The sequence below is a fragment of the Plantactinospora mayteni genome, assembly GCF_016862935.1.
Taxonomy (GTDB): Bacteria; Actinomycetota; Actinomycetes; order Mycobacteriales; family Micromonosporaceae; genus Plantactinospora; species Plantactinospora mayteni.
The window spans coordinates 183,859-209,114 of the sequence record NZ_BONX01000036.1; the positions used below are offsets into that span (position 1 = coordinate 183,859).

Sequence of the window (25,256 nt, forward strand, 5' to 3'; positions counted from 1 at the left end):
CGGTGTTCTCTCCTCCTGGTCGGGACCGCCCTGCTCACGGCAGCGGCGCGGCGGGAATGGGATCCCGGGAGTCCGTTCGCGGAGGTGCCACCGACGGGTGACGGGTCGCCGAAGAAGGCGGAACGGTACGGACGCCCGGAGCGCTCGCACCCGCGCCGCGCGGAACAGGCGGGCGGGTCGGCTCGGATGAAGGGGTGTCAGTACCGCATGCCTGAACCATAACCCGGGCGTTCCCCGGGTGCACCTGTTTTCTGCTCAGCCGTGCGCCTGTTTTCTGGCTCGGAGTTCAGCCGTGTGCCGGTCCGGGTGCGACCGGGTTGGGCAGGGCGCCGCCGAACCGGCGGTCCCGCTGGGCGTACAGCTCGCAGGCGTACCAGAGGTGGCGGCGGTCGAAGTCCGGCCAGAGGGTGTCCAGGTAGACCAGCTCGGCGTACGCGCTCTGCCAGAGCAGGAAGTTGGAGATGCGCTGTTCGCCGGAGGGGCGGAGGAACATGTCGACCGGCGGCACCTCGGGGTGGTAGAGGTACCGCGAGATCATCTTCTCGTTGACCTTGCCCGGGTCGACCTTGCCGGCGGCGACGTCCCGGGCGATCGCGGCGGCGGCGTCGGCGATCTCGGCCTGCCCGCCGTAGTTGACGCAGAACTGGAGGGTCAGCGTCGAGTTGCCCTGGGACATCTCCTCGGCCGTCTGCAACTCCGAGATCACGCTCTTCCAGAGCCGACCGGTCCGGCCGGACCAGACCACCCGGACCCCGAGGTCCACCAACTGGTCCCGGCGGCGCCGGATGACCTCCCGGTTGAAGCCCATCAGGAAGCGCACCTCGTCCGGCGAGCGCCGCCAGTTCTCCGTCGAGAAGGCGTACGCGGAAAGATAGCGGACGCCGAGTTCGATCGCGCCCTCGATCGTGTCGAAGAGGGAGTATTCGCCCTGCTCGTGACCCTTGGTCCGGGGCAGTCCGCGCTGCTTGGCCCACCGCCCGTTGCCGTCCATCACCACCGCCACGTGCTTCGGCAGCGCCTCGGCCGGCAGCGCCGGAGGACGGGCCCCGGACGGATGCGGGGTCGGTGGCACCGGCTGCCGACCGGCTCGGTTGGTCATCGCTCGGATCACTGTGCTTCCTTCGCTACGTCCGCCGGGTCGGGGCGCGGGGCGTGCCGGGCCCGTTCCGTACGCTCACCGGTCGATCCCCTGTCGACCAGCGGCAACGAGCGTAACCCCCGCTCCAGATGCCATTGCAGGTGCGCCGCCACCAGCCCGCTGCACTCCCGGCGGTGCGGCGAATCGGCGGCGTCGGCGGTCCGCCAGTCCCCGGAGGCGAGTGCCGCCATCAGGTCGAGGGTGGCCGGCGCCGGATGGGCGGCGCCGGGCGGCCGGCAGTCCGGGCAGACACAACCCCCGGCGGGTACGGAGAACGCGCCGTGCCGGCCCGGCGTACCGCAGACGGCGCAGGCGACCAACGCCGGTGCCCAGCCGGCCAACCCCATTCCGCGCAGCAGGTAGGCGTCCAGCACCAGGGTGCTGGCGTGCTCACCGTCGGCCAGTGCGCGCAGCCCGCCCAGGGTGAGCTGGAACAGCCGCAGCGACGGCTCCCGCTCGACCGGGGTGAGCCGCTCCGCCGTCTCGGCGATCGCACTCGCCGCCGTGTAACGGGGATAGTCGGTGACGAGCGCCTTGCCGTAGAGCTGGATCCCCTCGACCTGGCTGATCGAGTGCAGCGAACTGCCCTGCTCGCCCTTTGGGTCACCGGCGATCTGGAGGTCGACGTGGCCGAACGGCTCCAGCCGGGCACCGAACCGCGAAGTGGTCCGGCGTACGCCTCGGGCGACCGCGCGCAGCCGACCGTGCCGGCGGGTCAGCAGGGTGATGATCCGGTCGGACTCGCCGAGTTTCTGGACGCGCAGCACCAGCGCGTCGTCGCGGTAGAGCTGTCGGCGGTACCCGGGCACCCGCCCATTGTCGCCTGCCGGCGCATCCTCGCGGACGTGCGGTGTCCCTGGGCGCGACCCTGAGACCATTCTCAGGGTCGGGATCGGGGTGGGTCGGTGGCGGACCCGGATGCCCGGCGGGCCGCCGCCGCCATAGCCTTCGGCCATGCTCGTTTCCCGGACCACCGCCCTTACCGGCGGGCTCGCCCTGGCCACCCTGATCGCCCTGGCCGGCTGCAACGGCCTCGCCGAACAGCGCCTCACCTACGACCGCACCGAGGAAGTGAAGATCACCGAGATCGAGGTACTACCCGGCGCCGGGGACGTGACGGTACGCACCGGAGCCGTGCAGAACGTCCGGATCAAGCGGGTGGTGCAGTACCGCGGCGCCGAGCCGAACGGCGCCACCTACCGGATCGAGGGCACGAAGCTCATCCTGGACACCGACTGCGGCCGACACTGCGGGGTGTCGTACGACGTCCTCGCCCCGGCCGGCATCCCGCTGCGCGGCGAGAACGGCTCCGGAGACGTCACCCTGACCGCGCTGACCGAGGTGGACATCAAGGTCGGCTCCGGCGACATCTCGGTGACCGACGCCAGCGGTACCGTACGCGCCGAGACCGGCTCCGGGGACATCACGCTCAACCGGGTACCCGGCGCCGTGTCGGCGCGTACCGGCTCAGGGTCGATCGAGGGACGCTCGCTGGGCGCCGGAAAGGTGAACGCGCAGACCGGTTCCGGCGACATCTCGCTGACCCTCGCCGCCGCCAGCTCGGTCCAGGCCAATGCGTCGAGCGGCTCGATCGACCTGACCGTCCCAGCCGGCGGCTACCAGGTACGGGCACACGCCGAGTCGGGCAGCACCGACCTGAAGGTGCCGAACGACCCGGCCGCGACCTCCGTACTCGACATGCAGACCGGCAGCGGCAGCATCACCCTGCGATCGACCTGAGCCGGATCACCGTCCTCCGGTCGAGCTGAGGCCGCAGCACGTCCGGTCGAACTGCGCCCGGGATCGACCGTCCGGTCGAACTGCGCCCGCATCACCTCCGATCGAGCTAGGGCCGGATCACCGTCCGGTCGGACTGAGGCTGGCGGGCTCGCCGGCCGGCGTACTCCGCGCGGGGGCCTCCCGGACCGGCGGCGCGGCGACGCCGGCCGGCGCCCGGACGGTGCCGCCGGGCAGCATGCACGGCGGGCGCCGGGCCGCCAGGTCCTCGACCCAGCCGAAGAGCGCGACCGCGACCGCCACCAGCACCGCGACGGCGGCCAACCGGGCCGCCAGGCCGAGCGCGGAGGAATGGGCCAGCCCCAGCCCGGAGAGCAGCCCGTTGAGGGAGATCACGAAGGGCATGTGCCAGAGATAGACGGTCAGCGCCCGGCTGTTCAACACGGTCACCGCGCGGTCGAGCGGCGCCCAGCGGTCGACCCAGGCGACGGCCGACGGGGCCAGCCCGAAGACCAGCATTATGAAGGCGACGGACCAGAGCGCGTTGCCCAGCGGTACGTCGTTCAGGTCGTAGCCGCGCGGCCCCTGGTGGGTGAGGATCCAGGCGAGGCCGGCGGCGCCGACCGGTACCGCGATCGCCACCAGCAGCCGGCGGGAGATCCGGCGCAGCAGCCCGTCGTGCTGGGCGAAGCCGAGCAGCCAGGCTCCAAAGTAGAGCCCGAAGTCGCGGAGCGGTCCCGGTGCGTCGGGATAGCCGAACTCGACGACGCCGAGCAGCAGGTACGGCGCGAGCAGCGTCGGCACCGGCCAGCGCCGGAACAGCCAGCGGGCCAGCGGCGAGACGAGGACGAACCACAGGTAGTCGCGCAGGTACCAGACCACGCTCAACGCCAGCGCGCCCCACCCGTTGGAGGGTGCGTCGGCCAGCGGCACCGCCCAGAACACCAGTCGCCAGGACGGCGCCAGTCCGGTGAGCAGCATTGCGGGTACGAAGATCAGGGCCAGCAGCCAGAGCGACGGCAGCAGCCGACGCAGCCGACGGCCGACGGCCGAGGGGCCCCAGCGGTCGAGGGAGCTGGCCATCAACGCCCCGGCGAGCGCGAACATCACCGACATGGCCGGGAACGCCAGGGTGAGGAAGGCCCAACCGGTGACGTGGTAGACGACGACACGGACGATGGCAAGGGAGCGGAGCAGGTCGTAGTACCGGTTTCGCATCAGCCTGACTTGTTGCCGGGGACGAGGGGCAGGATTTGCCGGGGAGGAGGTGACAGGGTGCCTTCCTACCCCGGATGCCCGGCCGTACAACGGATTCCGGGAAAGTTGTGAGATGAACCTTCCGGAAATTCGCGGCGAATGACCCGGACCCACCCTCGGGTACGCCTACCGGATCAAACACCCAAGCTGCGCCGGACCTGCCCCGGAGGTCAGCGCCGCTCGCCGAGCGGGTAGCCGCAGAACTGGGCGCCGAGCAGACCGGCGGTTTCGGCTTCGCCGTCGAGCGGGCGGGCCCGGTCGGCGTACCACTCGGCGTCGTCCTCGGGCTCGTACCCGATCTCCCGCCCCTCGGCCAGCGAGCACCAGCGCCGGCTGTTCCGGCTGATCCCCCAGAGCAGCCGGAAGCCGGTGGCGTCCGCCCGCAGGCAGGCGTCGACCAGCCGTGCGCAGTCGTCCGGGGAGATCCAGTTCTCCAGACCGCTCACCCCGGGTGGTTCGGCGAAGCAGGCGCCGAGCCGGAGCGCGAAGACGGTCATGCCGAACCGGTCGGCGTAGAGGCTGCCGAGCGACTCGACGGCCGCCTTGGACCACCCGTAGTAGGTGTCCGGGCGGGGCGGCACCGCCGCCGGCACCCCGTCCGCCCCGGTCGGTGCCGGTACGCCGGACGGCTCCGGGCTGCTGCCGTGCTGGGCCGGCGTGGGGTGCGCGACGTCGGCCCGCCGGTACCAGCCGACCGCGTGGATCGACGAGGCGAGCAGCACCCGGGGTACGCCGGCGGCGCGGGCCGCCTCCAGCAGGCTCTGGGTACCCGCCACGTTCAGCCGGAGCAGCTCCGCGAAGGTCTCCTCGCCGGGAATCGCGGCCAGGTGCAGTACGGCGTCGACCCCGGAACAGGCCGCCGCCAGCGCCGCCGGGTCGAAGAGGTCGGCGCGGACGATCTCCACCGGTTCGCCCGGCGCCGCCGGTGGCTGGTCGGCGACGTCGAGCAGCCGCAGGATCCGCTCCGGGCCGGCCAGCCGGGGCCGGAGCAGCCGCCCGACCCGCCCGGCCGAGCCGGTGACCAGTAGCCGTGCCGGCATCCGCGCCTCCCCTTCCCCACCCGGACCTCGCCGCTGACGTGGGCCGACCCGGCGGGCCGGTCGGCGGGCGGGCTCAGAAGCCGAGCTTGCGGAGCTGCTTCGGATCCCGCTGCCAGTCCTTGGCCACCCGGACGTGCAGGTCGAGATAGACCCGGGTGCCGAGCAGCTCCTCGATCTGCTGCCGGGCCCGGATGCCGACCTCCTTGAGCCGGCTGGCCCGTGCCCCGATCACGATCGCCTTCTGGCTGGAGCGTTCCACGTAGACGTCGGCGTAGATCTTCATCAGCCGGTCCTCGGGGATCATCTCCTCGACCACCACCGCGATCGAGTGCGGCAACTCGTCCCGGACCCCCTCCAGGGCCGCCTCCCGGATCAGCTCGGCGACCAGGATCTGCTCCGGCTCGTCGGTGAGCATGTCGTCCGGATAGAGCTGCGGCGACGACGGCAGGTAGCCGGTCATCACGTCGACCAGGATGTCCACCTGGTGGCCGGAGACCGCGCTGACCGGTACCACCTCGGCGAAGTCGCCCAGCTCGCTGACCGCGAGCAACTGCTCGGCCAGCCGTTTCCGGTCCACCAGGTCGGTCTTGGTCACCACCGCCAGTACCTTGGCCTTCAGCTCGGCCAGCTCGCCGGTGATGAACCGGTCGCCCCGGCCGATCGGCTCGTCCGCCGGAATGCAGAGGCCGATCACGTCGACCTCGCTCCAGGTCTGCCGCACCAGGTCGTTGAGCCGCTCGCCGAGCAGCGTACGCGGCCGGTGCAGCCCCGGCGTGTCCACCAGGACGAGCTGCGAGTCCGGCCGGTGCAGTACGGCCCGGATCACGTGCCGGGTGGTCTGTGGCTTGTTGGAGGTGATGGCGATCTTCTGCCCGACGATCGCGTTGGTCAGCGTCGACTTGCCGGCGTTCGGCCGCCCGACGAAGCAGGCGAACCCGGCCCGGTAACCGGCCTCCTGGCGCGGGCGGGCCGACGCGCGACCAGCCGCCTCGCCGGTCGATCGCTGGCCGGTCGACCGCTGGCCTGTCGCCTCGCCGGTCGACCGCTGGCCAGCCGTTTCGTCGGTCGACCGCTGGCCAGCCGTTTCGTCGGTCGACCGCTGGCGGGTCGTCTCGCCGGCCGATCGCTGGCCAGCCGTTTCGTCGGTCGATCGCTGGCGGGTCGGCCGGCGGCCGGAGTGCGGTGCGGTCACTCCAGCACCGTGCCGAGCAGGGTGCCGTCCGGGGCGGCGACGTGGATCGGCGCGTCGGTCGCGAGGTCGCGGACGGCGGCGTGCCCGGCGCCGTCCAGCGTCGACGCCTCGGTCACCACCGCGCCGGCCTCCAGCCGGGTGGCTCCGGCGGCGACCGCCGAGGCGACCGCGAGCTGCAACGCGGTAACGGTCAGCGACGGCAGCGAGACGCTGGCGGCGGCGTACGTCCGGCCGTCCTGGTCGCGTACTGCCGCGCCCTCCACCGCGCCGATCCGGCCCCGGGCACCCCGGGCCAGGACCACCAGCTTGGTGTCCTCGGCGGTCAGCTCGACCGTCGCCGACGGGGTGTGCCCGCCGAGCGGGGCGGTCGGCACGGTGGACGGCTCAGGCATCTGCGGGTTGCCTCTCCTCGGCCCGGGAGTGCTGCTCCCGGGTGCTCTGTGCGCCCCGCGACTCGGGGTCGGTACGCGTCTGCTGCTGCTCCGGCCCGTCGGCCTCGGTGAGCCGGCGGACCAGTACGGAGTCGATGTGGTTGCGCCGGCCGGTGGTGCCCTCGGCGATCAACCGCAGCCCGCCCACGTCGGCCGAGGCACCGGGCAACGGCACCCGGCCGAGGGCCTGGGCGAGCAGCCCGCCGACCGTCTCCACCTCGTCGGCCGGCAACTCGACGTCGAACAGCTCGCCGAGGTCCTCGACCGGCAACCGGGCGGTGACCCGCACCTGGTCGTCGTCGAGGCGCTCGACCGGCGGGCGCTCGACGTCGTACTCGTCGGTGATCTCGCCGACGATCTCCTCCAGGATGTCCTCGATGGTGACCAGCCCACCGGTGCCGCCGTACTCGTCGACGACGATCACCATGTGGGTGCGGGCCGCCTGCATCTCGGAGAGCAGGTCGTCGACCGGCTTCGACTCGGGTACGAAGGTGGCGCTGCGCATCACCTCGGAGACCGGCCGCCCGGCAGCGGCGGGATCGTCGCCCTGGGTCTGCCGGATCACGTCCTTGAGGTAGAGCACCCCGAGCACGTCGTCGACGCTGTCGCCGATCACCGGGATCCGGGAGAAGCCGGAGCGGAGGAAGAGCACCAGCGCCTGCGGCAGCTTCTTGTGCGCCTCGATCCAGACCATCTCGGTACGCGGCACCATCACCTCGCGGACGATGGTCTCGCCGAGCGCGAAGACGGAGTGGATCATCTGCCGTTCGCCGTGCTCCACGACGCCGCGCTGCTCGGCGAGGTCGACCAGCTCGCGCAGCTCGACCTGGGTGGCGAACGGGCCCTCCCGGAAGCCGCGCCCCGGCGTCACCGCGTTGCCGATCAGGATCAGCAGCGAGGCAAGCGGGTTCAGCACCCGGCCCAGCCAGCGGACCAGCGGCGCGGTGACCCGGCCGACCGTGTAGGCGTGCTGCCGGCCGATGGTGCGCGGCGCCACGCCGACCACCACGAAGCTGACCACGGTCATCGCGCCCGCGGTGACCAGGGCGGCGGTCCAGCCGGCGCCGAAGGTGTCCACCGCGACCAGCGCGACCAGGACGGTCGCGGTCAGTTCGCAGAGCAGTCGCAGCAACAGCAACAGGTTGATGTGCCGGACCGCGTCGGCGGCGACGACCTGGAGGGTACGCGCGCCGCGTACGCCGTCCCGGGCCAGCTCGCCGGCCTGGGCCGGGGAGACGGCGCCGAGCGCGGCGTCAGCCATCGCGAAGATCCCGGCGAGCACCACCAGGCCGGCGGCGAAGAACAGCAGTGCGAGATCGGGTAGGCCACCCGGGGCGCTGGCGGACGACGCCAGCGACGCGGGCAGCGCGGCTAAATGGTCAGGCATCACTGGGCCCGCGTCGCGCGCCAGCTGTCCAGGAGCCGCGCCTGTAACGCGAACATCTCCCGTTCCTCCTCAGGTTCGGCGTGGTCGTAGCCGAGCAGGTGCAACACGCCGTGCACGGTCAGCAGGTGCAACTCGTCGGCGGCCGAGTGCCCGGCGGTGGCGGCCTGCTTGGCGGCGACCTCCGGGCAGAGCACGATGTCGCCGAGGAGGGCCGGCTCACCGCCGTTGACCTCGCCCGGCCCGTGGTCGACGCTGCCCTCGTCCATCGGAAAGGCGAGTACGTCGGTCGGGCCGTCCCCACCCATCCAGCGGTGGTTCAGCTCGGTCATGTAGTCGACGTCGACGAGCAGCACCGACAGCTCGGCGAGGGAGTTCACCCCCATCTCGTCGAGGGCGTGCCGGGCGACGGAGAGCACCGCGTCGGTGTCGACGGCGCTCCCCGACTCGTTGGCGATCTCGATGGACAACTGGTTCCCCTGATGCACTGTCGGAAGCTGTGGTGGTGGTGACTGCACTGTCGGCTGCTCTGGTGACTGCCTAGCGGCGCCGGCCGGCCCGGCCGCCGTGCGCGGTCCGCCCCGGTACGGCGTGCACGCCCTGGCCCTGCTGCTGGGACTCCCGCTCGGCGTCCCACCGGGCGTACGCGTCCACGATGTCACTGACCAGCCGGTGCCGCACGACGTCGGAGCTGGAGAGTTGGGAGAAGTGCACGTCCTCCACCCCCTCCAGGATCTCGCGTACGGCCCGCAGCCCGCTGGTGGTGCCGCCCGGGAGGTCGACCTGGGTGACGTCGCCGGTGACCACGATCTTGGAGCCGAAGCCCAGCCGGGTCAGGAACATCTTCATCTGCTCAGGCGTGGTGTTCTGCGCCTCGTCGAGAATGATGAAGGCATCATTCAACGTTCGGCCCCTCATATATGCCAGCGGCGCGACCTCGATCGTCCCGGCGGCCATCAGCTTCGGGATCGAGTCCGGGTCGAGCATGTCGTGCAGCGCGTCGTAGAGCGGGCGCAGGTAGGGGTCGATCTTCTCGTGCAGGGTGCCGGGCAGGAAGCCGAGTCGCTCGCCCGCCTCGACCGCCGGCCGGGTCAGGATGATCCGGTTCACCTGCTTGGCCTGGAGCGCCTGCACGGCCTTGGCCATCGCCAGGTAGGTCTTGCCGGTGCCAGCCGGACCGATGCCGAAGACGATGGTCTTGCCGTCGATCGCGTCGACGTAGCGCTTCTGGCCCAGCGTCTTGGGCCGGATGGTCCGGCCGCGCCGGGACAGGATGTTGAGCGTCAGCACCTCGGCCGGGCGCTCGGTGCCGCCCTGCTCGATCATGCCGAGAGTACGCCGTACGGCGTCGGTGGTCAGTGTCTCGCCCTTCTCGATCAGCTCGAGCAGCTCGGTGAAGAGCCGCTCCGCGAGGGCGTTGTCGGCAGGGGCACCGGTGAGGGTGATCTCGTTTCCCCGGACGTGCACGTCACTGGGGATCGACCGCTCGATGAGTCGCAGGATCTCGTCGCCCGCGCCGAGCAGATTAACCATGATCTTGGGGTCTGGAACCGTGATCCTGGTCTGCACCCGGGCCTGCCCGGGGGGTGGGGTACCGGTCATGGGTCGGGCCCGAGGCCCTGTGCCACCTGCTTCCGATCTCGGTGCCGCTGCGCCGCCGGGAGCTTCCCGGCTGGTCGCGCGAGGTGCGGACGTTGGAGTCATCGTATCCGTTCAACGCCGACGGCACGCTGCCCATTTCCGCCAGTCTCCACCGGCCTGGGCAGGTCGTCCCACGATCGGTCGGCGCCGGAGACCCGGGGACCGGGGCGGCCCGGCCGCCGGCGCCCGTTCGCACCGGCCCCGCCACCCCGGGCGGGCGAGGAAGCCGCCGCCGGTGATGGTGAGCGGCCGCCCCACGGCACCCCTCCTGGGACGGGCGCCCCAAGCCAAACCCGCACACGGAAGCGGGGTCGGACAACCGCTGACCTGGACACCAGGTGCGTAACCCGACGGACGTAGCGCCTCTCAGGTAACAGTCGCCGAAAGCCGCCCGCCGCTCTCCCGCACCGCCAGCGCCCCCGGCCGGTTCGCGGGGCGGGCGCCCGGAACCCGGGCAGAACCGTCAGCCCGCGCGGAAGTCGAAGCGGTCGAAGGTCTCCTGGTGCCGGGTGAAGCGGTAGGTGGCCCAGTGCATCCGGACCACCTCGCCCCGGTCGTCCCGGGTCAGCCGGAGCAGCTCGCCGACCTCCCGGCCGGAGACCGTACGCAGCACGTCCGGCCGGTCCGGCAGCGGTGCGAAGACCGCCGGCGGCTTGCCGGCCGGGTCGGCCGTACCCCGGGCCCGCAGCGCGCCGTCCCGCCACGAGAAGACGTACTCGAAACCCTCGCCCCACCAGTGACCGAGCAGCCCGCGGTACGGCTCCGGAGCCGGCTCGCCCGGGGTCCACGGCACGATGTCGGCGGGATCGTCCTCGGCCGAGGCGGCCAGGATCTGGTGCGCCAGCTCGTTCACCGCGACGCCGATGCCGGAGGAGCCGAGCACCGCGCAGCCCATCGCGCCCGGGGTGCCGGGGCCGCCCCGCCGGCCGTAGACGCTGGCAAGGAAGCCGGGCATCGCGCCGTCGTGGCCGACGTGCAGGATCCGCTCGGCGGCACCCGAGGCGTCCCGCTGGGGCACCAGGATCAGGCCGAGCCCGAACCCGGCGGTCCAGAGCGACTCGTCGGTCACCGCCAGCGGCCAGCGCATCTCGTCGAGGGTGCTCGGCCGGAGCACCGCGCCGGCCGGGTCCAGCGCCGCCGGGTCGGCCAGGAACGCCGCCCAGCGGGCCATGTCGGGTGCGGTACTCCAGAGCTGGGCCGCCGGCCCGACCGCGCCGAGGTCGGTGTTCGGCTCCGGCCGGGCGTGGTCCGAGTAGGCGTCGACCAGGAACCCGGTCGCCGCGCCCGCCGGTGGGTGCGGGGCGGTGTCGGCCAGCCCGAGCGGGGCGAGGACCCGGTCGGCGAGCACCTCCGCCCAGGTGCCGCCCCGTACCTTGGCGACCGCCTGGCCGAGCAGCGCGGCGCCGAGGTTGGAGTAGTGGAACCGGCGGGCCGGCGGCAGCACCCGTTCGGCCCGGGCCAGGTCGGCGAGGAACTCGTCGAGATCCGGGCTGTGCAGGGTGTCCCACACGTCGCCGTACGGCTCCCGCTGCACCCCGGAGGTGTGCGACAGCAGCCGGCGTACGGTCAGTTCGCCGTGCGCCGGTACGTCGAGGTGCGCCCCGATCGGGTCGTCCAGGTCGAGCAGTTCGTCGTCCCGGCACTGCAACGCGAGTACGGCGGTGAAGGTCTTCGTCACCGAGCCGATCCGGAACGCCGTGCCCGGGCCCAGCGGGGCGTCGTTGCCGCTGGTGCCGACCGTGCAGGTCCAGAGCGGCCGGTCGGCCCGGTGCAGCGCGGCCGAGACCGCCGGAATCCGGGACTCGGCCTGCGCCTGCCGGACCAGCCGCTCGAACTGCCGGTTTCCCTCGGTCACGATCCCCCCTCGCCCACGGTCCCACCCACCAAGATCACGGATCTTATGTCTGCCCCACCTGGCCCGGCGGGGCGGATCGGTGCAACGGCACGACCCACCCCGGAGAGCGGCTGGTGGAAGCGCGCTCAGCGGGCCAGCATCGGCCCCAGCGGCTCGCCGCCGAGCACGTGAGCGTGGGCGTGGAAGACCTCCTGCCCGCCGTACGGGCCGGTGTTGAAGATCAGCCGGAAGCCGTCGGCGACCAGCCCTTCGGTCTCGGCCACCACGGCCGCGGTGCCGAGTACGTCGCCGGCCAGCCCGGGATCGGCCTCGGTCAGGGTCACCACGTCGGCGTAGTGCTCCTTCGGGATCACCAGCACGTGCACCGGCGCCTTCGGGGCGATGTCCCGGAACGCGAGCGTGGTGTCGGTCTCCCGGACGACGGTGGCCGGGATCTCGCCCGCGACGATCCGGCAGAACAGGCAGTCGGTCTCCATCATCTGAATCGTAGGGGTTGCCGTTCTCCGGCGGAGTCCGGCCGGCCCGGGCCTCGGGGACCCGACCGGCCCGACCGGAAAAGTGACCGGCCCGGCCGCCGGGACGTGGGCGGCGACCGGCATCATGATCGGTTAACGCTTCCCTGCGGCTGGAAGCCGGGGGATTTTTGGCTCGGACCGCACCCGACCACCATCGCGGAAGGAGGTGATCGCATGTCTTACGTCGTCGGCACCAGCACGGCCGCGTTCTGCCGTGGCGAGGATCGTCCTCGCGGCGTTCCGGTCGCGGCAGGCGGTGTAGCCGCAGGTGTCGCACCGGAAGACTCTGACACCCAGCCCGAGGCGGTGCTTGGCTCTCGTACCGCACTGCGAGCAGGTCATCGTGGTGTAGCCGGGCGGCACCAACACCACCTTCCGGCCCGCCCGCAAGCCACGGTCGACCAGCTCCCGCTTCGCCGCACCGATCGCCGCATCAGCGGCCCTGCGAGCCATCCGGGATTTCGCCAGGAATGTCGGTTTGAAGTCCTCGACGGCGATGGTCGTGTGGTTGTCGACGACCTTCTTCGCCCAGACCCGGGCGTCGTGGGTGTTCTGCCGGGCCGCCTTCTTCGCGACCTTCGCCGCCTGCCGCTTGGCCCGCAGGTAGCCGTTCGACGGCGGGGCGCCCTTCGTCCTGCGACGCCGGGCCATCCGGCGATGCGCCCTGGCAAGTTCGGCGGCGCACCGTTTCCGGCGGCCGTGGTACGGCAGGTCGTAGGCCCCATCCGTTGTGGTCGCGGTCGTCGTGACACCCCAGTCGACCCCGATCGCCCCCTCAGCCTCGGGCGCGGGTGTGAACTCGCGGCGCACGACGAAGGAGGCGTACCAGTGTCCGAGTGTGTCCTGGTAGATCCGGACGCTGGTCGGGTCGGACGGCAGCTCACGGGACCACACGACCGGAATGCTGACGCCGCCGGGCAGCCGCAGCCGACGGTCACGGATCGAGAACCCGCGCGTGGTGTATTCCAGGCTGGGCAGGGAGTCCTTACGCCGCTTGACCCTCGGCCGACCCCGTCCCTTCACCTTGAAGGAGTGCTGGAGGGCCAGAGCGTAAGTACGCAACGTCTGCTGCTGGGCGACCTGGGACCCGTCCCCCAGCCACGAGGAGCGGGCCCGTGCCTCGGTCAGCAGCTTCGACAGCTTGCAGAAGGTCGGCCTACACCCGGATCGCTGTTGGTGGACGGCCTCGTTCCACAGCCAGCGACACCGCCCCCACTCAGCCAACAGCGCAGCCTCCGCGGTCGCGCCGGGACGCAACCGGTAGGTGTACCGCACCGTCTCGCCCACACCGGGAAGCATCCCAGCCGCATCCGACAGTTTCTCCGTATTGGAGTCGACGACATGCCGACAACCAACACCACCCCTGACCGCCCTCTCCTCCCCATGGCTGAAGCCAGGGGTTTCTCGTGCGGCACATGATGAGTCCGGCCGGATCGACACGGCGACAGCGGTCGCGGCAGCGGAACCTGTCGTCGCGGTGGCAACCGCGGCGGTCGGCGTGGCAGCACCCGACGGCGGGGCAGCACCAGACGGCGCGGCGGGCGGAGTCGGCCCGGCGGGAGCGGTCGGCCTGGCCGGTCGTCCGGTGGGTGGCAAAGGCGACGGCGCTGGGTGTGGGGCTGACCGCGCTCACCACCGCCGCCGGGTACGGGCTGCTGATCGGGCAGGCCCGGCAGGCCCGTCGGGTGATCCCGCTGGCCGAGGCCCCGCCGCCGCGCGGTGACGGCGTCTACGGTGCCAAGTTCCCGGGCGAGCCGATCACGATGGTGATCCTGGGTGACTCGTCCGCCGCCGGTTACGGGGTGCACCGGCCCCGGGAGACGCCCGGGGCGCTGCTCGCCACCGGCACCTCCCGCCGGTTGCGCCGACCGGTCCGGCTCTACCGCTTCGCCGTGGTCGGTTGCCTCTCCGCGGGGCTGCGCCCGCAGGTCGACGCGGCGCTGGAGCGCAAGCCGGACCTGGCGGTGATCCTGATCGGCGGCAACGACGTGACGAACCGTACGCCGCATTCGGTGGCGGTCCGCTACCTCGTCGAGGCGGTACGCGACCTGCGGGCCGCCGGCGCCCAGGTGGTGGTCGGCACCTGCCCCGACCTCGGTGCGATCCAGCCGATCAAGCCGCCGTTGCGCTGGCTGGCCCGGCGGTGGAGCCGGCAACTGGCCGCCGCGCAGACCGTCGCGGTGGTCGAGGCCGGTGGCCTGACGGTCTCCCTGGGTGACCTGCTCGGTCCCCGGTTCGCGGCCGAACCGACCCGGATGTTCGCCTGGGACCACTTCCACCCCTCCGCCGAGGGGTACGCGATCGCGGCGGCTGCCCTGCTGCCGACCGTACTGGCCGCACTCGGTGCCGGTCCCCGGCGGCCGTCGCTCACCGCCGACCAGGGCGTACGGTCGCTGCCGGCGGCGGCGCAGGAGGCGGCCCGGCATGCCGGTACGGAGGTCCGGGGTGTCCGGGTCGGTGGCCGCGAGCACGGCCCGGGCGGGCGGTGGGCACAGCTCCGCCGCCGTGGGGCCTGGTTCGGCCACCCTCGGGCGGGAGAGACTGGAGGCCCACCGGAGACACCGGCACCGCTGGACGAGGCGACGACCCCAGTAGAGGAACGGGCTTGATGACGGGACTCGACACGACGAGCGGCACGGCGACATACGGGATGGCGACCCGGATCGCCCGGGGGGCCGCGGTCACGCTGCTCGCCGGTACGGTCGGCGGGATCGCGTTACTGGCCGGCGAGGCGTTCGTGGCCCGCAACCGCCGGTACGCCCGCCCGGAACTGGGCCTGGCCCTGCGCTCCACGGTCGGCCGGGCCGGGGCGCCGCCGCTCCGGCTGGTCCTGCTCGGCGACTCGGCCGCGCTCGGGGTCGGGGTGGACCGGGCCGACGACACGGTCGGCGGGCAGCTCGCCCGGCTGCTCTCCGAGGGAGCCGGGCCGGCCGGCGGCGGTGAGCGTCAGGTCTGGCTCTCCAGCGTCGGCGTCTCCGGCTCCCGCTCCACCGACCTGGCGACGCAGGTGGCCCGGGCACTGCTCGGCGAGCGCCCGGACGTCGCGGTGATCCTGGTCGGCGCGAACGACGTGGTGGGGCTGCGCCGGCCGGGCGAGGCGGCGGCCTACCTCGGCGCGGCGGTGCGCCGGCTGCGCGGCGCCCAGGTCCGGGTGGTGGTCGGCACCTGTCCCGACCTCGGCGCGGTTCGGGCCATCGCACCGCCGCTGCGGCAGATCGCCGGCTGGTGGGGCCGGCAGACCGCCCGGGCGCAGGCCGTCGCCGTGCTGGAGGCCGGCGGCGCGGTCGTGGACCTGGCCGCCGAGACCGGCCCGGTGTTCCGGGCCGACGCCGGCACGCTCTGCCACGACGGCTACCACCCGTCGGCCGACGGCTACCGGGTCTGGGCGCACGCCCTGCTCCCCGCCGTGGCCCGGGCCGCCGCCGGCACCCGGCAGCGGTAGTCCCGTCCACCCCGGCACCCGGCAGCGGTGGTGCCGGCCTGACGTCCGACGGACTAGGGGCTGTCTCGCGGATCTCGGTGGAGCGAGGCGGAGTCCAGGCGGTGATCCGGCAAGGCGGAGGTTTGTCCGGATACCGGTGTTGTATCTGGGCGAACCTCCAACGCCGCCGGGCGCCGTCTGGGCCCGCCGCAGCCCGCCAGAGATCCGCGAGACAGCCCCTAGCGGTCGTCGGGTCCGCCCCGGCCCGAGGTCAGGTGGCGACGGCGACCGCCTGCCGGATCGTCTCCGGCTGTTCGAGGGTCCGCAGCATGCAGTGCGCGACGTCGGCGCGCGGCACGATCATCCCGCCCCGGACACTCCGCCCGTACGCCGTCCGGTAGACGCCGGTCAGTGGCTTGTCGGTGAGCCGGGGCGGCCGTACGACGGTCCAGTCCAGGTCGCCGCTGTCCCGGAGCAGTTCCTCCATCGCCGCCAGGTCGACGTAGTGCTTCCGGAGCACGGTCTTGGTGATCGGACTCAGCAGGTAGCGCATCAGCGGTCCCTCGCCCGGGTCGGGGGGCGGTTTGGGGCGACCCGGAGCGGCGACGGTGGAGATCGGGGCGGCGCTGACCACGACGATCCGGCGTACGCCCCGGGTCCGCATCGCGGCGACGATCTCGCGGGTACCCCGGGAGGCGACCCCGCTGTCGGCCATCGACCGGGGACCGAGGCCGGAGAGCACTGCGTCGGCCTTGTCGACGGCGTCGGCCAGTACCGCCGGATCGGGGTTGGTCAGGTCGGCCGGAATCACCCGTACGCCCTCGGGCTCGCCGGCCAGGCTGGCCGGACTGCGTACCACCGCTGTCACGTCGTGGCCGGCGGCGACGGCCTGCCGGAGCAGGTGCCGGCCGATGCCGCCGCTGGCCGCGAAGACCGTGAGTTTCATGTCGCTCTCCCAGCTTCCGAGGGGTTAGTGAGTGCTCACTTACCACTAGAGTAGTGAACACTCACCACCTGTCAAGCGAGCCGACTCGGCACCTCCGCCGGGTCAGCACCTCCGCGGCAGCCGACGGAACGAGGGCGATGACCACGAGAAGACGAGGCGAGACGACCCGGGAGCGCATCCTGGCCGCCGCCTCCACGGTGATCCGGGAGCGGGGCCTGGCGCACACCACGACGAAGGAGATCGCCCGGGTCGCCGGCTACTCCGAGGCCGCCCTCTACAAGCACTTCACCGGCAAGGAGGACCTCTTCCTCGCCGTGATGCGGATTCGGCTCGCCCCGTTCATCGGGCTGATGATCCGGCTGCCGGAACAGGCGGGCAGCGGCACCGTACCGGGGCGGTTGACCGACCTCGGCCACGAGATGCTCCGGGTCTATTCCGACTCCGGCCAGCTCGCCATGGCGCTCTTCGCCGAACCGGTGCTGCTCGACCGGCAGCGCGAGCTGTTCCGCCGGATGGGCGCCGGGCCGCAGCACGCGAACGCCTACTTCGCGGAGTACCTCCGGCGGGAGCGGGAGTTGGGCCGGATCGCGCCCACGGCCAACCCGGTGGCGCTGGCCAACCTCTTCCTCGGAGCCTGCTTCTACCGGGCATTCCTGGTCGCCTTCCTCGGTACGGCCGGCGACGAACTCCTCGACCACCACCCCGACCGGTTCGTCGAGGAACTGGTCTCCGCCATCCCGTACGGCCCCGGGCCGGGCAGCCCGGACGGAAGCCCGGCACCGCCCTCCGGAAGGGGACGCGGATCCAGCGGATCGACCGCGGGTGCGCCCGCTGGTGACCACGGGACCGAACCGGGTTAACGTTGGTTCATGTCGACCGCGTCCCCCCGCGAAGCCGTTGTCGTCGCGACCGCCCGCTCCCCGATCGGCCGGGCCTACAAGGGCTCCCTGCGCGAACTGCGCGCGGACGACCTGGCCGCGACGATCGTCCAGGCCGCGCTCGACAAGGTGCCGCAGCTCGACCCGACCCAGATCGACGACCTCTATCTCGGCTGCGGGCTGCCCGGCGGCGAGCAGGGCTTCAACATGGCCCGGGTGGTGGCCACGCTGCTCGGCCTGGACACGGTGCCCGGGGCCACCCTGACCCGATACTGCGCCTCCTCGTTGCAGACCACCCGGATGGCGTTGCACGCGATCCGGGCCGGTGAGGGTGACGTCTTCGTCTCGGCCGGCGTGGAGTGCGTCTCCCGGTACGTCCGGGGCAACTCCGACACCCTCCCGCCCGAGGCGCAGGAACTCGTCGGCGGCGGCTGGCAGAACCCGAGGTTCGACGCGGCCCGGGCCCGCTCGGCGGCCCGTACCGAGGCTGGCACACCGGTCTGGACCGACCCCCGGCTCGACGGTGGACTGCCCGACGTCTACCTGGCGATGGGCCAGACCGCCGAGAACCTCGCCCAGGCGTACGACGTGACCCGGGCCGACATGGACGAGTTCGGCGTACGCAGCCAGAATCTCGCGGAGAAGGCCATCGCCGACGGCTTCTGGGCCCGGGAGATAACCCCGGTCACCCTCCCCTCCGGCGAGTGGGTCGACTCCGACGACGGGCCACGCCCGGGGGTGACCCTGGACGGGGTGGCCGGGCTGAAGCCGGTGTTCCGCCCCGACGGCCGGATCACCGCCGGCAACTGCTGCCCGCTCAACGACGGCGCGGCGGCGGTGATCATCATGAGCGCGGAGCGGGCCCGGGAGCTGGAGATCACTCCGCTGGCCCGGATCGTCTCCACCGGGGTGACCGCGCTCTCCCCGGAGATCATGGGACTCGGCCCGGTCGAGGCGTCCCGGCAGGCGTTGCGGCGGGCCGGGATGACCATCGACGACGTCGACCTGGTCGAGATCAACGAGGCGTTCGCGGCGCAGGTGATCCCGTCGTACCGGCAGCTCGACATCCCGCTGGAGAAGCTCAACGTGATGGGCGGGGCGATCGCGGTCGGGCACCCGTTCGGGATGACCGGCGCCCGGATCACCGGTACTCTGCTCAACGCCCTGGACTGGCACGACCGGACCATCGGGCTGGAGACCATGTGCGTCGGCGGCGGCCAGGGCATGGCGATGGTGCTGGAGCGGCTGAGCTGAGCCGAGCCTGAGTGGTGGGGTCTGCCCGGCGGCAGCCGTCCGCCTTGGTGGTGCCGGTCAGGCCGGAGTGCTGAGCCGACCCGCCGGCCCAGGTCGAACGGTCCGCCCTGGTCAGAGCGCCTGTCGGACGGTCGCCACCTGGTCGGCGGCGCCGGCCAGCACCGGCGCCGGCGGATCCGCGCCGACCAGGTCCGCCACCACCACCCGGAGCTGGTCGGGCAGGGCCAGGTCGTTCTCCAACCGGGGTACCGGCCGCCGTGGCTCCCCGGCCGCGTCCGCGCCCAGGTCGGCGAGGAACTGGACGAGCCGGTGCACCAGGTCGGCCCGGGCCGGCCCACCGGACGGGCCCGGTGCCGCCCAGCGCGGCGGGGTCCAGTGCCCCACCTGACCGACGAGCAGGTCGAGCTGGCGGACCAGCGACTCGGCCGGGCGGGCGGGTTCGGGCGCGTTCATCACGGCGAGTTTACGGTCGGCTCAGCGCCGTACGTAGCTGAGCAAACGGAGGATCTGCCAGTAGAGGAAGATCAGACCGACCAGTATTCCGAACGCGCAGAACCAGGCGTACCGGACCGGCAGGCCGTCCCGGACCCCCCGCTCCACCAGGTCGAAGTCGAGTACGAAGGTCAGCGCGCCGACCGTGATGGCGACCAGCGCGAAGACGTACGGCAACCAGCCGACCTTGCTGCCGGTGCTGTAGACCACCAGGGCCTGCCGGCCGGCGATCAGATAGACGGCGAGGTTGACCAGACTCAGCACCACCACCCCGATCAGCGCCCCGACCACCAGCCGGGTGAACCGGGGCGTGGCGCGGAGCACCCGCAGCCCGTAGAGCACCGCCATCCCGACGAAGACTCCGAAGGTGCCGACCACGGCCTGCACCACGATGCCGGGGTAGACCGCCTCGAAGCCCCGGCTGGCGACGCCCAGCAGCACCCCCTGGAGCACCGCGTACCCGGCGATCAGGACCGGGTTGGTGATCCGCCGGAACGAGATCACCAGGGCCAGTACCAGCCCGGCCAGCGCCGAACCGAGCGCGGCCGGCGCGGCCCAGCCGTCGGTCACGTACGTCCAGGCGACCGCCCCGGTGGCCCCGGTCAGCAGCAGCAGGCCGACGGTACGCACCACCACGTCGTCGACGGTCATCGGCCGGGTCGCCCCGACGCCGAGTACCTGCCGTTCCGCCCGGGCGGTGTCGTCCAGCCGGGTCAGTACCGGGTTCGCGCTCCGCACGCCCGATGCTAGCAAAGCAGACATTTCCGTCGCCGCCGATCCATCGCCCAACGGCGGACGCCCGCCCCCCGGAAGTCGGGGAACGGGCGTCGCGGAGTTGGCCGGCGCGCGGGTCGCGCCGGTCACGGGACGAGGGTCAGTCGTCGCCCTGGAAGTAGCTGAGCAACCGCAGGATCTCGATGTAGAGCCAGACCAGGCTGACCAGGATGCCGAAGGCGGCAGTCCAGGAGTAGCGGCGCGGCAGGCCCATCCGCACGCCCTCCTCCACCTCGTGGAAGCTGAGGATGAAGCTGAGCGAGGCGATCACGATGCAGATCAGGCTGAACCCGATGGCGATCGGGCCGCCGTCACGGAGCCCGGTCTCGACGCCGAAGAGCGACAGCACGAAGTTGATCAAGATGACCGCGAAGATGCCGACCGTGGCGGCGATCACGCCACGGATGAACTTCGGCGTCGCCCGGATCGCCTTGGCCTTGTAGAGCCCGGCCATCAGGAAGAAGACGCCGAAGGTGGCGATCACCGCCTGGAGGACGATGCCCTGGTAGCCGGCGATGACCTCGAAGAACTTGCTGACCATGCCGACGAAGACGCCCTCGACGACGGCGTACGCGATCACCAGCGCCGGGTTGGCGATCCGCATGAACGAGATCACCAGGCCGAGCACCAGCCCGACGACGGCGGCGCCGATCCAGGCCGCGCCGACGAGCGCGTCCGGCACCAGCAGCCAGGCGAACGCGGCGGAGAGCCCGGTGATGCCGAGCAGGGTGACGGTCTTGACGACGACGTCGTCGATGGACATCGGCTGTACGGTGGGCGGCGCGGCCGGGTAGCCCGCATCCGTCGGGTACGGCTGCCCGTAGCCGGGCTGCCCGTATGCGCCGGCCGGGGCGTACCCCGACGCCCGCTCCCGCTCGGCCGCCTGGCCGAGTCGGGCCAGCACCGGATTGGACGTCTTCACTTTGTCAAGCCTCCTGAAAGGGTCGGTGCACAGTGCCCGTGCCCTATCCAGGGTAATGCGCCCCGGCGAGGTTGTGGAGATCCACGTCACTCGGCCACCTGGCAGAGGGGTCGGGCCGGTCAACAGCGCGGATTGTGCCCGGGGCGGGGGTCGAACCCGCACGCCTTGCGGCAGCCGCTTTTAAGGCGGCCGTGTCTGCCTTTCCACCACCCGGGCAGGCGCCGAAATTCCTCGGTCCTGGTGCCTGCCACGGTAGCGGGTGCAGCCCCACCGGGCGCACCCCGTTCCCGGATCGGCACTAGGGTCACTGTCGTGACCAGCACAGCCCGCGCGGCGCAGGACGCCGACTCCGGCCCGGCCACGACCGCCAGCATCCCCGGGCCGACCAGGTCCTTCCGGGGGCGCTGGCAGGGCGCGCTGCACCGGAACGGGTCCGACCTGGCGGTGTGCCTGCTCTTCGTCGTCCTCGCCGGCTGGCTCACCGCCGGGCTGTGGCCGGACCCGGGCGCCCGGGTGCTGGCGCTCAATCCGGAGGACCAGGCCCTCTACGAATGGTTCCTGGCCGTCGACTCCCGGGTGCTGCACGGCGACTTCACCCTGTTGAGCGACCGGCTCAACGCCCCCGACGGGGTGAACCTGATGGCCAACACCACGGTCATCGCCCTCGGCATGGTGTTCGCGCCGATCACGCTGGCCTTCGGGGCACCGGTCACCTTCGCGCTGCTCGCCGCCGGCAACCTGGCCGGTACCGCGATCGCCTGGTATCTGCTCTTCACCCGGCTGCTCGGCGCCCGGCTGCCGGCCGCCGCGCTCGGCGCCGGGCTCTGCGGCTTCGGGCCGGGGATCATCTCCCAGTCCAACAGCCATCTGCACATGACCGCGCAGTGGCTGGTGCCGGTGCTGGTCTGGCTGGTCGTCCGGATGGTCCGGGCGGCCGACCCGCAAGCCCGGCCGGACCGGCCGGGGATCGACTGGCGGCGGGTGGTCACCTCGGCGGTCGGGCTCGCCGCCGGGGTGACGGTGCAGGTCTTCGTCGGCGAGGAGACGCTCTTCCTGGCCGCCGTCGCCCTGGTCGTCTTCACCCTGGCGTACGCCGCCGCGAACTGGTCGGTGGCCCGCCGGGTGGCCCCCGGATTCCTCGCCGGGATGGCACTGGCGGTCGCGCTGGCCCTGCCGGTGCTGGCGTACCCGCTCTGGTTCCAGTTCGCCGGGCCGCAGAGCGTGCCGAACGGCATGTTCAGCCCGCACTACTTCTACGCCGACCTGGCGAGCTGGTCGGCGATCTCCCCGATGTCGATCGCCGGCTCGCCCGAGGCCGCCCGGCTGACCACCGGACCGGCCGAATACAACACCTTCCTCGGCTGGCCGCTCCTGCTGGCCGCCGTTCTCGCCGCCGGCTGGCTGATCCGCCGGCCGATGGTCGTCGCCTGTGTCACCTCCGGCGTCGTGATGGCGGCGCTCTCGCTCGGGCCGACGATCGTGGTCGACAAGGAGCAGACCGGGATCACCGGACCGTACTCACTGCTGTTGGGGCTGCCCGTGGTGGACGGCGCGCTGCCGATGCGGTTCGCCCTGGCGCTGCTTCCGCTGATCGCCACCGTGCTGGTACTCGCCGTCGACCGGGGACTGGCCGCGCCGGAGCGGCCGGTACGGGTCATGGTGCCGCTGGCAGCGGTCATCGCGCTGCTGCCGATCTTCCCGGCCCAGATCCCGACCGCCGCCCGGCCGCCGCTGCCGCAGTTCATCGCCGACGGGCACTGGCGGGACTGTGTCGAGCCGAACGGCGTACTGGTGCCGGTGCCGCTGCCGACCCCGCAGGAACCCTGGCCGATGCGCTGGTCAGCCGCCACCGACGCGTCGTTCGCGCTGCCGGAGGGCTTCTTCATCGGCCCGTACGCGGCCGGCGGCCAGGCGTCGATGGGCACCTACAAGCAGCCCACCTCACAACTGCTCGCCGACGTGGCCAAGAACGGCAGCGTGCCGGTGATCAGCCAGGAGCAGCGGGACCGGGCCCGCCAGGACATCGAGTTCTGGGGCGCCTCCTGCGTCGTACTCGCCGACGACGCCCCGTACGTGGCGAGCCTGCGTACCACCCTGGAGTCGCTGCTCGGCCCCGGTACCCGGGTGGCCGACGCCTGGACCTGGCGGGTCTGACCCGAGCCCGCTGCCCGGCCCGGACGCCGGGCCGGGCGCTGTACTCGGGGTCAGACCGGGCGGCGGTCGCCGGCCCGGCTGCCCGCCGCCGTGCTCGCCTCGACGAACTCCTCCCGGGGGTCGTGCAACTGGCCCAGCGCGACCACCTCGCGACGGAGTACGAAGGCGAGCGTCCAGTCCACGATCACCCGTACCTTGCGGTTCAGCGACGGGATCCGGCTCATGTGGTACGTCCGGTGCATGAACCAGGCCGGCAGCCCCTTGAGCTTGATCCCGTAGACCTGGGCGACCCCCTTGTGCAGGCCGAGACTGGCCACGCTGCCGGCGTGCTTGTGCTTGTAGTCCACCGGCACCCGGCCCCGGATCACCGCCCGGATGTTGTCGGCCATCCGCGCCGCCTGCCGGACCGCGTGCTGGGCACTCGGCGAGCAGTACGCCCCGGGCGGGCCGGTCAGGTCCGGCACCGCCGCGCAGTCACCGGCGCTCCACGCCCCGTCGACGATCCGGTCGCCGTCGACCACCTGGAGGGTCGGCAGGCAGGTGATCCGGCCCCGCTCGTCCCGGGGCAGGTCGGTCTGGGCCAGCATCGGCGCCGGCTTCACCCCGGCGGTCCAGACGATGGTGTCGGCCCGGAAGCTGTCCCCGTCGGAGAGCCGGACCAGCCCGTCCACACAGGACTCCAGTCGGGTCTCCAGCCGGATGTCCATCTTCCGCTTCAACAACTGCGCGACCGTGTACGCGCCCATGTCCCGGTCGACCTCGGGCAGTACCCGCAGGGTCGCCTCGACCAGCACCCAGCGCATGTCGTCGGGCTTCAGCTCCGGGTAGTACTTCAGGGCGTCCCGGGCCATGTCCTCCATCTCGGCCAGCGCCTCGATGCCGGCGTAGCCGCCGCCGACGAAGACGAATGTCAGCGCGCAGCGCCGGGTCTCCGGGTCGGTGGTGGCGGCGGCCACGTCCAACCGGTCCAGCACGTGGTTGCGCAGGAAGATCGCCTCACCGATGGTCTTGAACCCGATGCCCCGCTCCGCCAGTCCGGGGATGGGCAGGGTACGGGAGACCGAGCCGGGCGCCACCACGATGTGGTCGTACTGGATCTCCCGGGCCGGGCCGATGATCGGCTGCACGATGGCGGTCTTCCGGTCGTGCTCGATCCGGCTGACCGAGCCCGAGACGATGGTGCAGCGCCGCAACTCGCGCCGGAGCGGCACCACGGAGTGCCGGGGCGAGATGTTGCCGGCAGCCGCCTCGGGCAGGAAGGGCTGGTACGTCATGTGGGGCTGCGGGTCGACGACGATGACCTCGGCCTCCCACGACCGGAGCTTCTTCGACAGGCGCAGGGCCGCGTACAGGCCGACGTGACCGGCGCCCACCACAAGGATCCGCTGCGGATTCACGCCTCCATCCTTCCCCCACCCGGCTCCGGATGCCGGCCAGATGCCCCTTCTGTGATTGACGACGCCAGGTGACCCGCGTTACCCCAGTTTGCGCTGATCGTGTCGCCGGGACCGGTCGAACCCCGGAAACCGCCCGCCACCTGCGGCGGAACGGCAGCCGCCCGCTACCGGCAGCGGGACAGCAACAGCCGCCGCCATCTGCGGCGGAACAGCCAGCCGGCCGCTATCCACGGCGGAACAGCAGCCGCTATCGCTACCTGCGGCGGAACAGCCAGCCGAGCAGTGCGGCGGCGCAGACGGCCAGGGCGAGGCCGCCGAGCAGCACGACGACGGAACCCCGGTCGCCCAACTGCCCGTCGATGGCCAGCAGCGGCACCGAGAGCACCGCCGAGGCGAGTGCGACACCCAGCGCCCGGGTCACCCACCGGGCCAGCACCTCGGGGGCGACCACCGCGTCGTACGACAGCAGGGCGGCGAGCGCCGCGAGGGTGTGGGTCAGGTAGAGGAAGGTGGCCAGGGCGAGCAGTCGCCACAGCTCCACCCGCTGGTCGTACCAGCCGGTGGCCACCACCCAGGCGCCGGCCGCGGCCAGCAGTACCAGGGTGGGCCAGTTCCGCCGGGGCGCGATCGCGGGCGCCAGCGCCGCCACCACCAGCAGGCCGAGCAGCCGGGGTTCGGACGACCCGGCCGGGTACGCCAGCAGCAGCGCCAGCAGCGCGCAGAGGAAGACACCACACCGGACCAGCAGCGGCACCAGGGTGATCCGGCCGATCGCGGTGTAGAACTCCTTGACCCGGTTCACCACGGCGGCGCTCCGTTCGACACGCC

At 72.4% G+C, this 25,256-nt stretch carries 24 protein-coding genes and 1 tRNA gene; 6 read left to right on the top strand and 19 right to left on the bottom strand.

Annotated elements, in window-relative coordinates; genetic code table 11:
• Window positions 1-286: 286 nt before the first annotated feature.
• Window positions 287-1,099, bottom strand: coding sequence for an isoprenyl transferase (locus tag Pma05_RS26475; RefSeq protein WP_203860182.1), 813 nt, complete (start codon window positions 1,097-1,099; stop codon window positions 287-289).
• Between the two features lie 8 nt (window positions 1,100-1,107).
• Window positions 1,108-1,947, bottom strand: coding sequence for a DNA repair protein RecO (gene recO, locus Pma05_RS26480; protein ID WP_203860183.1), 840 nt, complete (start codon window positions 1,945-1,947; stop codon window positions 1,108-1,110).
• A 145-nt stretch (window positions 1,948-2,092) separates the two neighbouring features.
• Between recO and Pma05_RS26485 the strand changes: the two genes are divergently transcribed.
• Window positions 2,093-2,878, top strand: coding sequence for a DUF4097 family beta strand repeat-containing protein (locus Pma05_RS26485; protein WP_203860184.1), 786 nt, complete (start codon window positions 2,093-2,095; stop codon window positions 2,876-2,878).
• Between the two features lie 117 nt (window positions 2,879-2,995).
• Here the strand turns inward: Pma05_RS26485 and Pma05_RS26490 are convergent, their stop codons facing one another.
• From Pma05_RS26490 to Pma05_RS26535, 10 genes are all read right to left on the bottom strand, one after another.
• Window positions 2,996-4,093: an acyltransferase family protein gene (locus tag Pma05_RS26490; protein WP_203860185.1), complete on the bottom strand. Its 1,098-nt coding sequence runs from the start codon at window positions 4,091-4,093 to the stop codon at window positions 2,996-2,998.
• Between the two features lie 209 nt (window positions 4,094-4,302).
• On the bottom strand, window positions 4,303-5,172 hold the full coding sequence (locus tag Pma05_RS26495) for an NAD-dependent epimerase/dehydratase family protein (protein ID WP_203860186.1): 870 nt from the start codon (window positions 5,170-5,172) through the stop codon (window positions 4,303-4,305).
• Between the two features lie 73 nt (window positions 5,173-5,245).
• Window positions 5,246-6,364 (bottom strand): GTPase Era, encoded by a 1,119-nt coding sequence (gene era, locus Pma05_RS26500; RefSeq protein WP_239313123.1) that lies wholly within the window; start codon window positions 6,362-6,364, stop codon window positions 5,246-5,248.
• The gene (locus Pma05_RS26505; protein WP_203860187.1) at window positions 6,361-6,756 is read right to left on the bottom strand and encodes a cytidine deaminase-like protein; all 396 of its coding nucleotides are present in this window, start codon (window positions 6,754-6,756) and stop codon (window positions 6,361-6,363) included. The genes era and Pma05_RS26505 overlap by 4 nt, the downstream gene beginning before the upstream one ends.
• A complete protein-coding gene (locus tag Pma05_RS26510; RefSeq protein ID WP_203860188.1) occupies window positions 6,749-8,182 on the bottom strand; it encodes a hemolysin family protein in 1,434 nt (477 codons plus the stop codon). Before Pma05_RS26510 ends, Pma05_RS26505 begins: the two co-directional genes overlap by 8 nt.
• Window positions 8,182-8,649, bottom strand: coding sequence for an rRNA maturation RNase YbeY (ybeY, locus tag Pma05_RS26515; RefSeq protein WP_203860297.1), 468 nt, complete (start codon window positions 8,647-8,649; stop codon window positions 8,182-8,184). The genes Pma05_RS26510 and ybeY overlap by 1 nt, the downstream gene beginning before the upstream one ends.
• Window positions 8,650-8,719: 70 nt before the next feature.
• Complete coding sequence (locus Pma05_RS26520; protein WP_203860189.1) at window positions 8,720-9,781, bottom strand: PhoH family protein; 1,062 nt, start codon at window positions 9,779-9,781, stop codon at window positions 8,720-8,722.
• A 502-nt stretch (window positions 9,782-10,283) separates the two neighbouring features.
• Window positions 10,284-11,675: a serine hydrolase domain-containing protein gene (locus Pma05_RS26525; protein WP_203860190.1), complete on the bottom strand. Its 1,392-nt coding sequence runs from the start codon at window positions 11,673-11,675 to the stop codon at window positions 10,284-10,286.
• A gap of 125 nt (window positions 11,676-11,800) precedes the next feature.
• Entirely contained in the window at window positions 11,801-12,154 is a 354-nt protein-coding gene (locus Pma05_RS26530) for a histidine triad nucleotide-binding protein (RefSeq protein WP_203860191.1), read from the bottom strand.
• Window positions 12,155-12,283: 129 nt separating this feature from the next.
• Window positions 12,284-13,477 carry an RNA-guided endonuclease InsQ/TnpB family protein gene (locus tag Pma05_RS26535; protein ID WP_203860192.1) on the bottom strand — a complete coding sequence of 398 codons (1,194 nt, stop codon included), beginning with the start codon at window positions 13,475-13,477 and terminating at the stop codon, window positions 12,284-12,286.
• A 302-nt stretch (window positions 13,478-13,779) separates the two neighbouring features.
• On the opposite strand from Pma05_RS26535, the gene Pma05_RS26540 reads away from it, so the two are divergent.
• Both Pma05_RS26540 and Pma05_RS26545 read left to right on the top strand, forming a co-directional pair.
• Entirely contained in the window at window positions 13,780-14,799 is a 1,020-nt protein-coding gene (locus Pma05_RS26540) for an SGNH/GDSL hydrolase family protein (RefSeq protein WP_203860193.1), read from the top strand.
• Window positions 14,800-14,840: 41 nt separating this feature from the next.
• Window positions 14,841-15,632: an SGNH/GDSL hydrolase family protein gene (locus Pma05_RS26545; protein WP_239313166.1), complete on the top strand. Its 792-nt coding sequence runs from the start codon at window positions 14,841-14,843 to the stop codon at window positions 15,630-15,632.
• A gap of 250 nt (window positions 15,633-15,882) precedes the next feature.
• On the opposite strand, the gene Pma05_RS26550 is transcribed toward Pma05_RS26545, so the two are convergent.
• Window positions 15,883-16,557: an NAD(P)-dependent oxidoreductase gene (locus Pma05_RS26550; RefSeq protein WP_203860195.1), complete on the bottom strand. Its 675-nt coding sequence runs from the start codon at window positions 16,555-16,557 to the stop codon at window positions 15,883-15,885.
• Between the two features lie 137 nt (window positions 16,558-16,694).
• On the opposite strand from Pma05_RS26550, the gene Pma05_RS26555 reads away from it, so the two are divergent.
• A complete protein-coding gene (locus Pma05_RS26555) occupies window positions 16,695-17,417 on the top strand; it encodes a TetR/AcrR family transcriptional regulator (protein WP_203860196.1) in 723 nt (240 codons plus the stop codon).
• Window positions 17,418-17,426: 9 nt separating this feature from the next.
• The gene (locus tag Pma05_RS26560; protein ID WP_203860197.1) at window positions 17,427-18,689 is read left to right on the top strand and encodes an acetyl-CoA C-acetyltransferase; all 1,263 of its coding nucleotides are present in this window, start codon (window positions 17,427-17,429) and stop codon (window positions 18,687-18,689) included.
• A 111-nt stretch (window positions 18,690-18,800) separates the two neighbouring features.
• Here the strand turns inward: Pma05_RS26560 and Pma05_RS26565 are convergent, their stop codons facing one another.
• The 4 genes from Pma05_RS26565 to Pma05_RS26580 all read right to left on the bottom strand — a co-directional run bounded on the left by Pma05_RS26565 (window position 18,801) and on the right by Pma05_RS26580 (window position 21,093).
• Window positions 18,801-19,142 carry a hypothetical protein gene (locus tag Pma05_RS26565; RefSeq protein ID WP_203860198.1) on the bottom strand — a complete coding sequence of 114 codons (342 nt, stop codon included), beginning with the start codon at window positions 19,140-19,142 and terminating at the stop codon, window positions 18,801-18,803.
• Window positions 19,143-19,163: 21 nt separating this feature from the next.
• Complete coding sequence (locus Pma05_RS26570) at window positions 19,164-19,919, bottom strand: Bax inhibitor-1/YccA family protein (protein ID WP_203860199.1); 756 nt, start codon at window positions 19,917-19,919, stop codon at window positions 19,164-19,166.
• Between the two features lie 136 nt (window positions 19,920-20,055).
• Window positions 20,056-20,877: a Bax inhibitor-1/YccA family protein gene (locus tag Pma05_RS26575; RefSeq protein WP_203860200.1), complete on the bottom strand. Its 822-nt coding sequence runs from the start codon at window positions 20,875-20,877 to the stop codon at window positions 20,056-20,058.
• Between the two features lie 135 nt (window positions 20,878-21,012).
• Window positions 21,013-21,093: transfer RNA gene (locus Pma05_RS26580), tRNA-Leu, on the bottom strand.
• Between the two features lie 96 nt (window positions 21,094-21,189).
• Between Pma05_RS26580 and Pma05_RS26585 the strand changes: the two genes are divergently transcribed.
• On the top strand, window positions 21,190-23,031 hold the full coding sequence (locus Pma05_RS26585; protein WP_239313125.1) for a hypothetical protein: 1,842 nt from the start codon (window positions 21,190-21,192) through the stop codon (window positions 23,029-23,031).
• Between the two features lie 50 nt (window positions 23,032-23,081).
• Here Pma05_RS26585 and Pma05_RS26590 read toward each other — a convergent pair whose 3' ends face one another.
• Together Pma05_RS26590 and Pma05_RS26595 are read right to left on the bottom strand one after the other, a co-directional pair.
• Window positions 23,082-24,428, bottom strand: coding sequence for an NAD(P)/FAD-dependent oxidoreductase (locus Pma05_RS26590; RefSeq protein ID WP_203860201.1), 1,347 nt, complete (start codon window positions 24,426-24,428; stop codon window positions 23,082-23,084).
• A 253-nt stretch (window positions 24,429-24,681) separates the two neighbouring features.
• Complete coding sequence (locus tag Pma05_RS26595) at window positions 24,682-25,233, bottom strand: hypothetical protein (RefSeq protein WP_203860202.1); 552 nt, start codon at window positions 25,231-25,233, stop codon at window positions 24,682-24,684.
• Window positions 25,234-25,256: the final 23 nt, after the last annotated feature.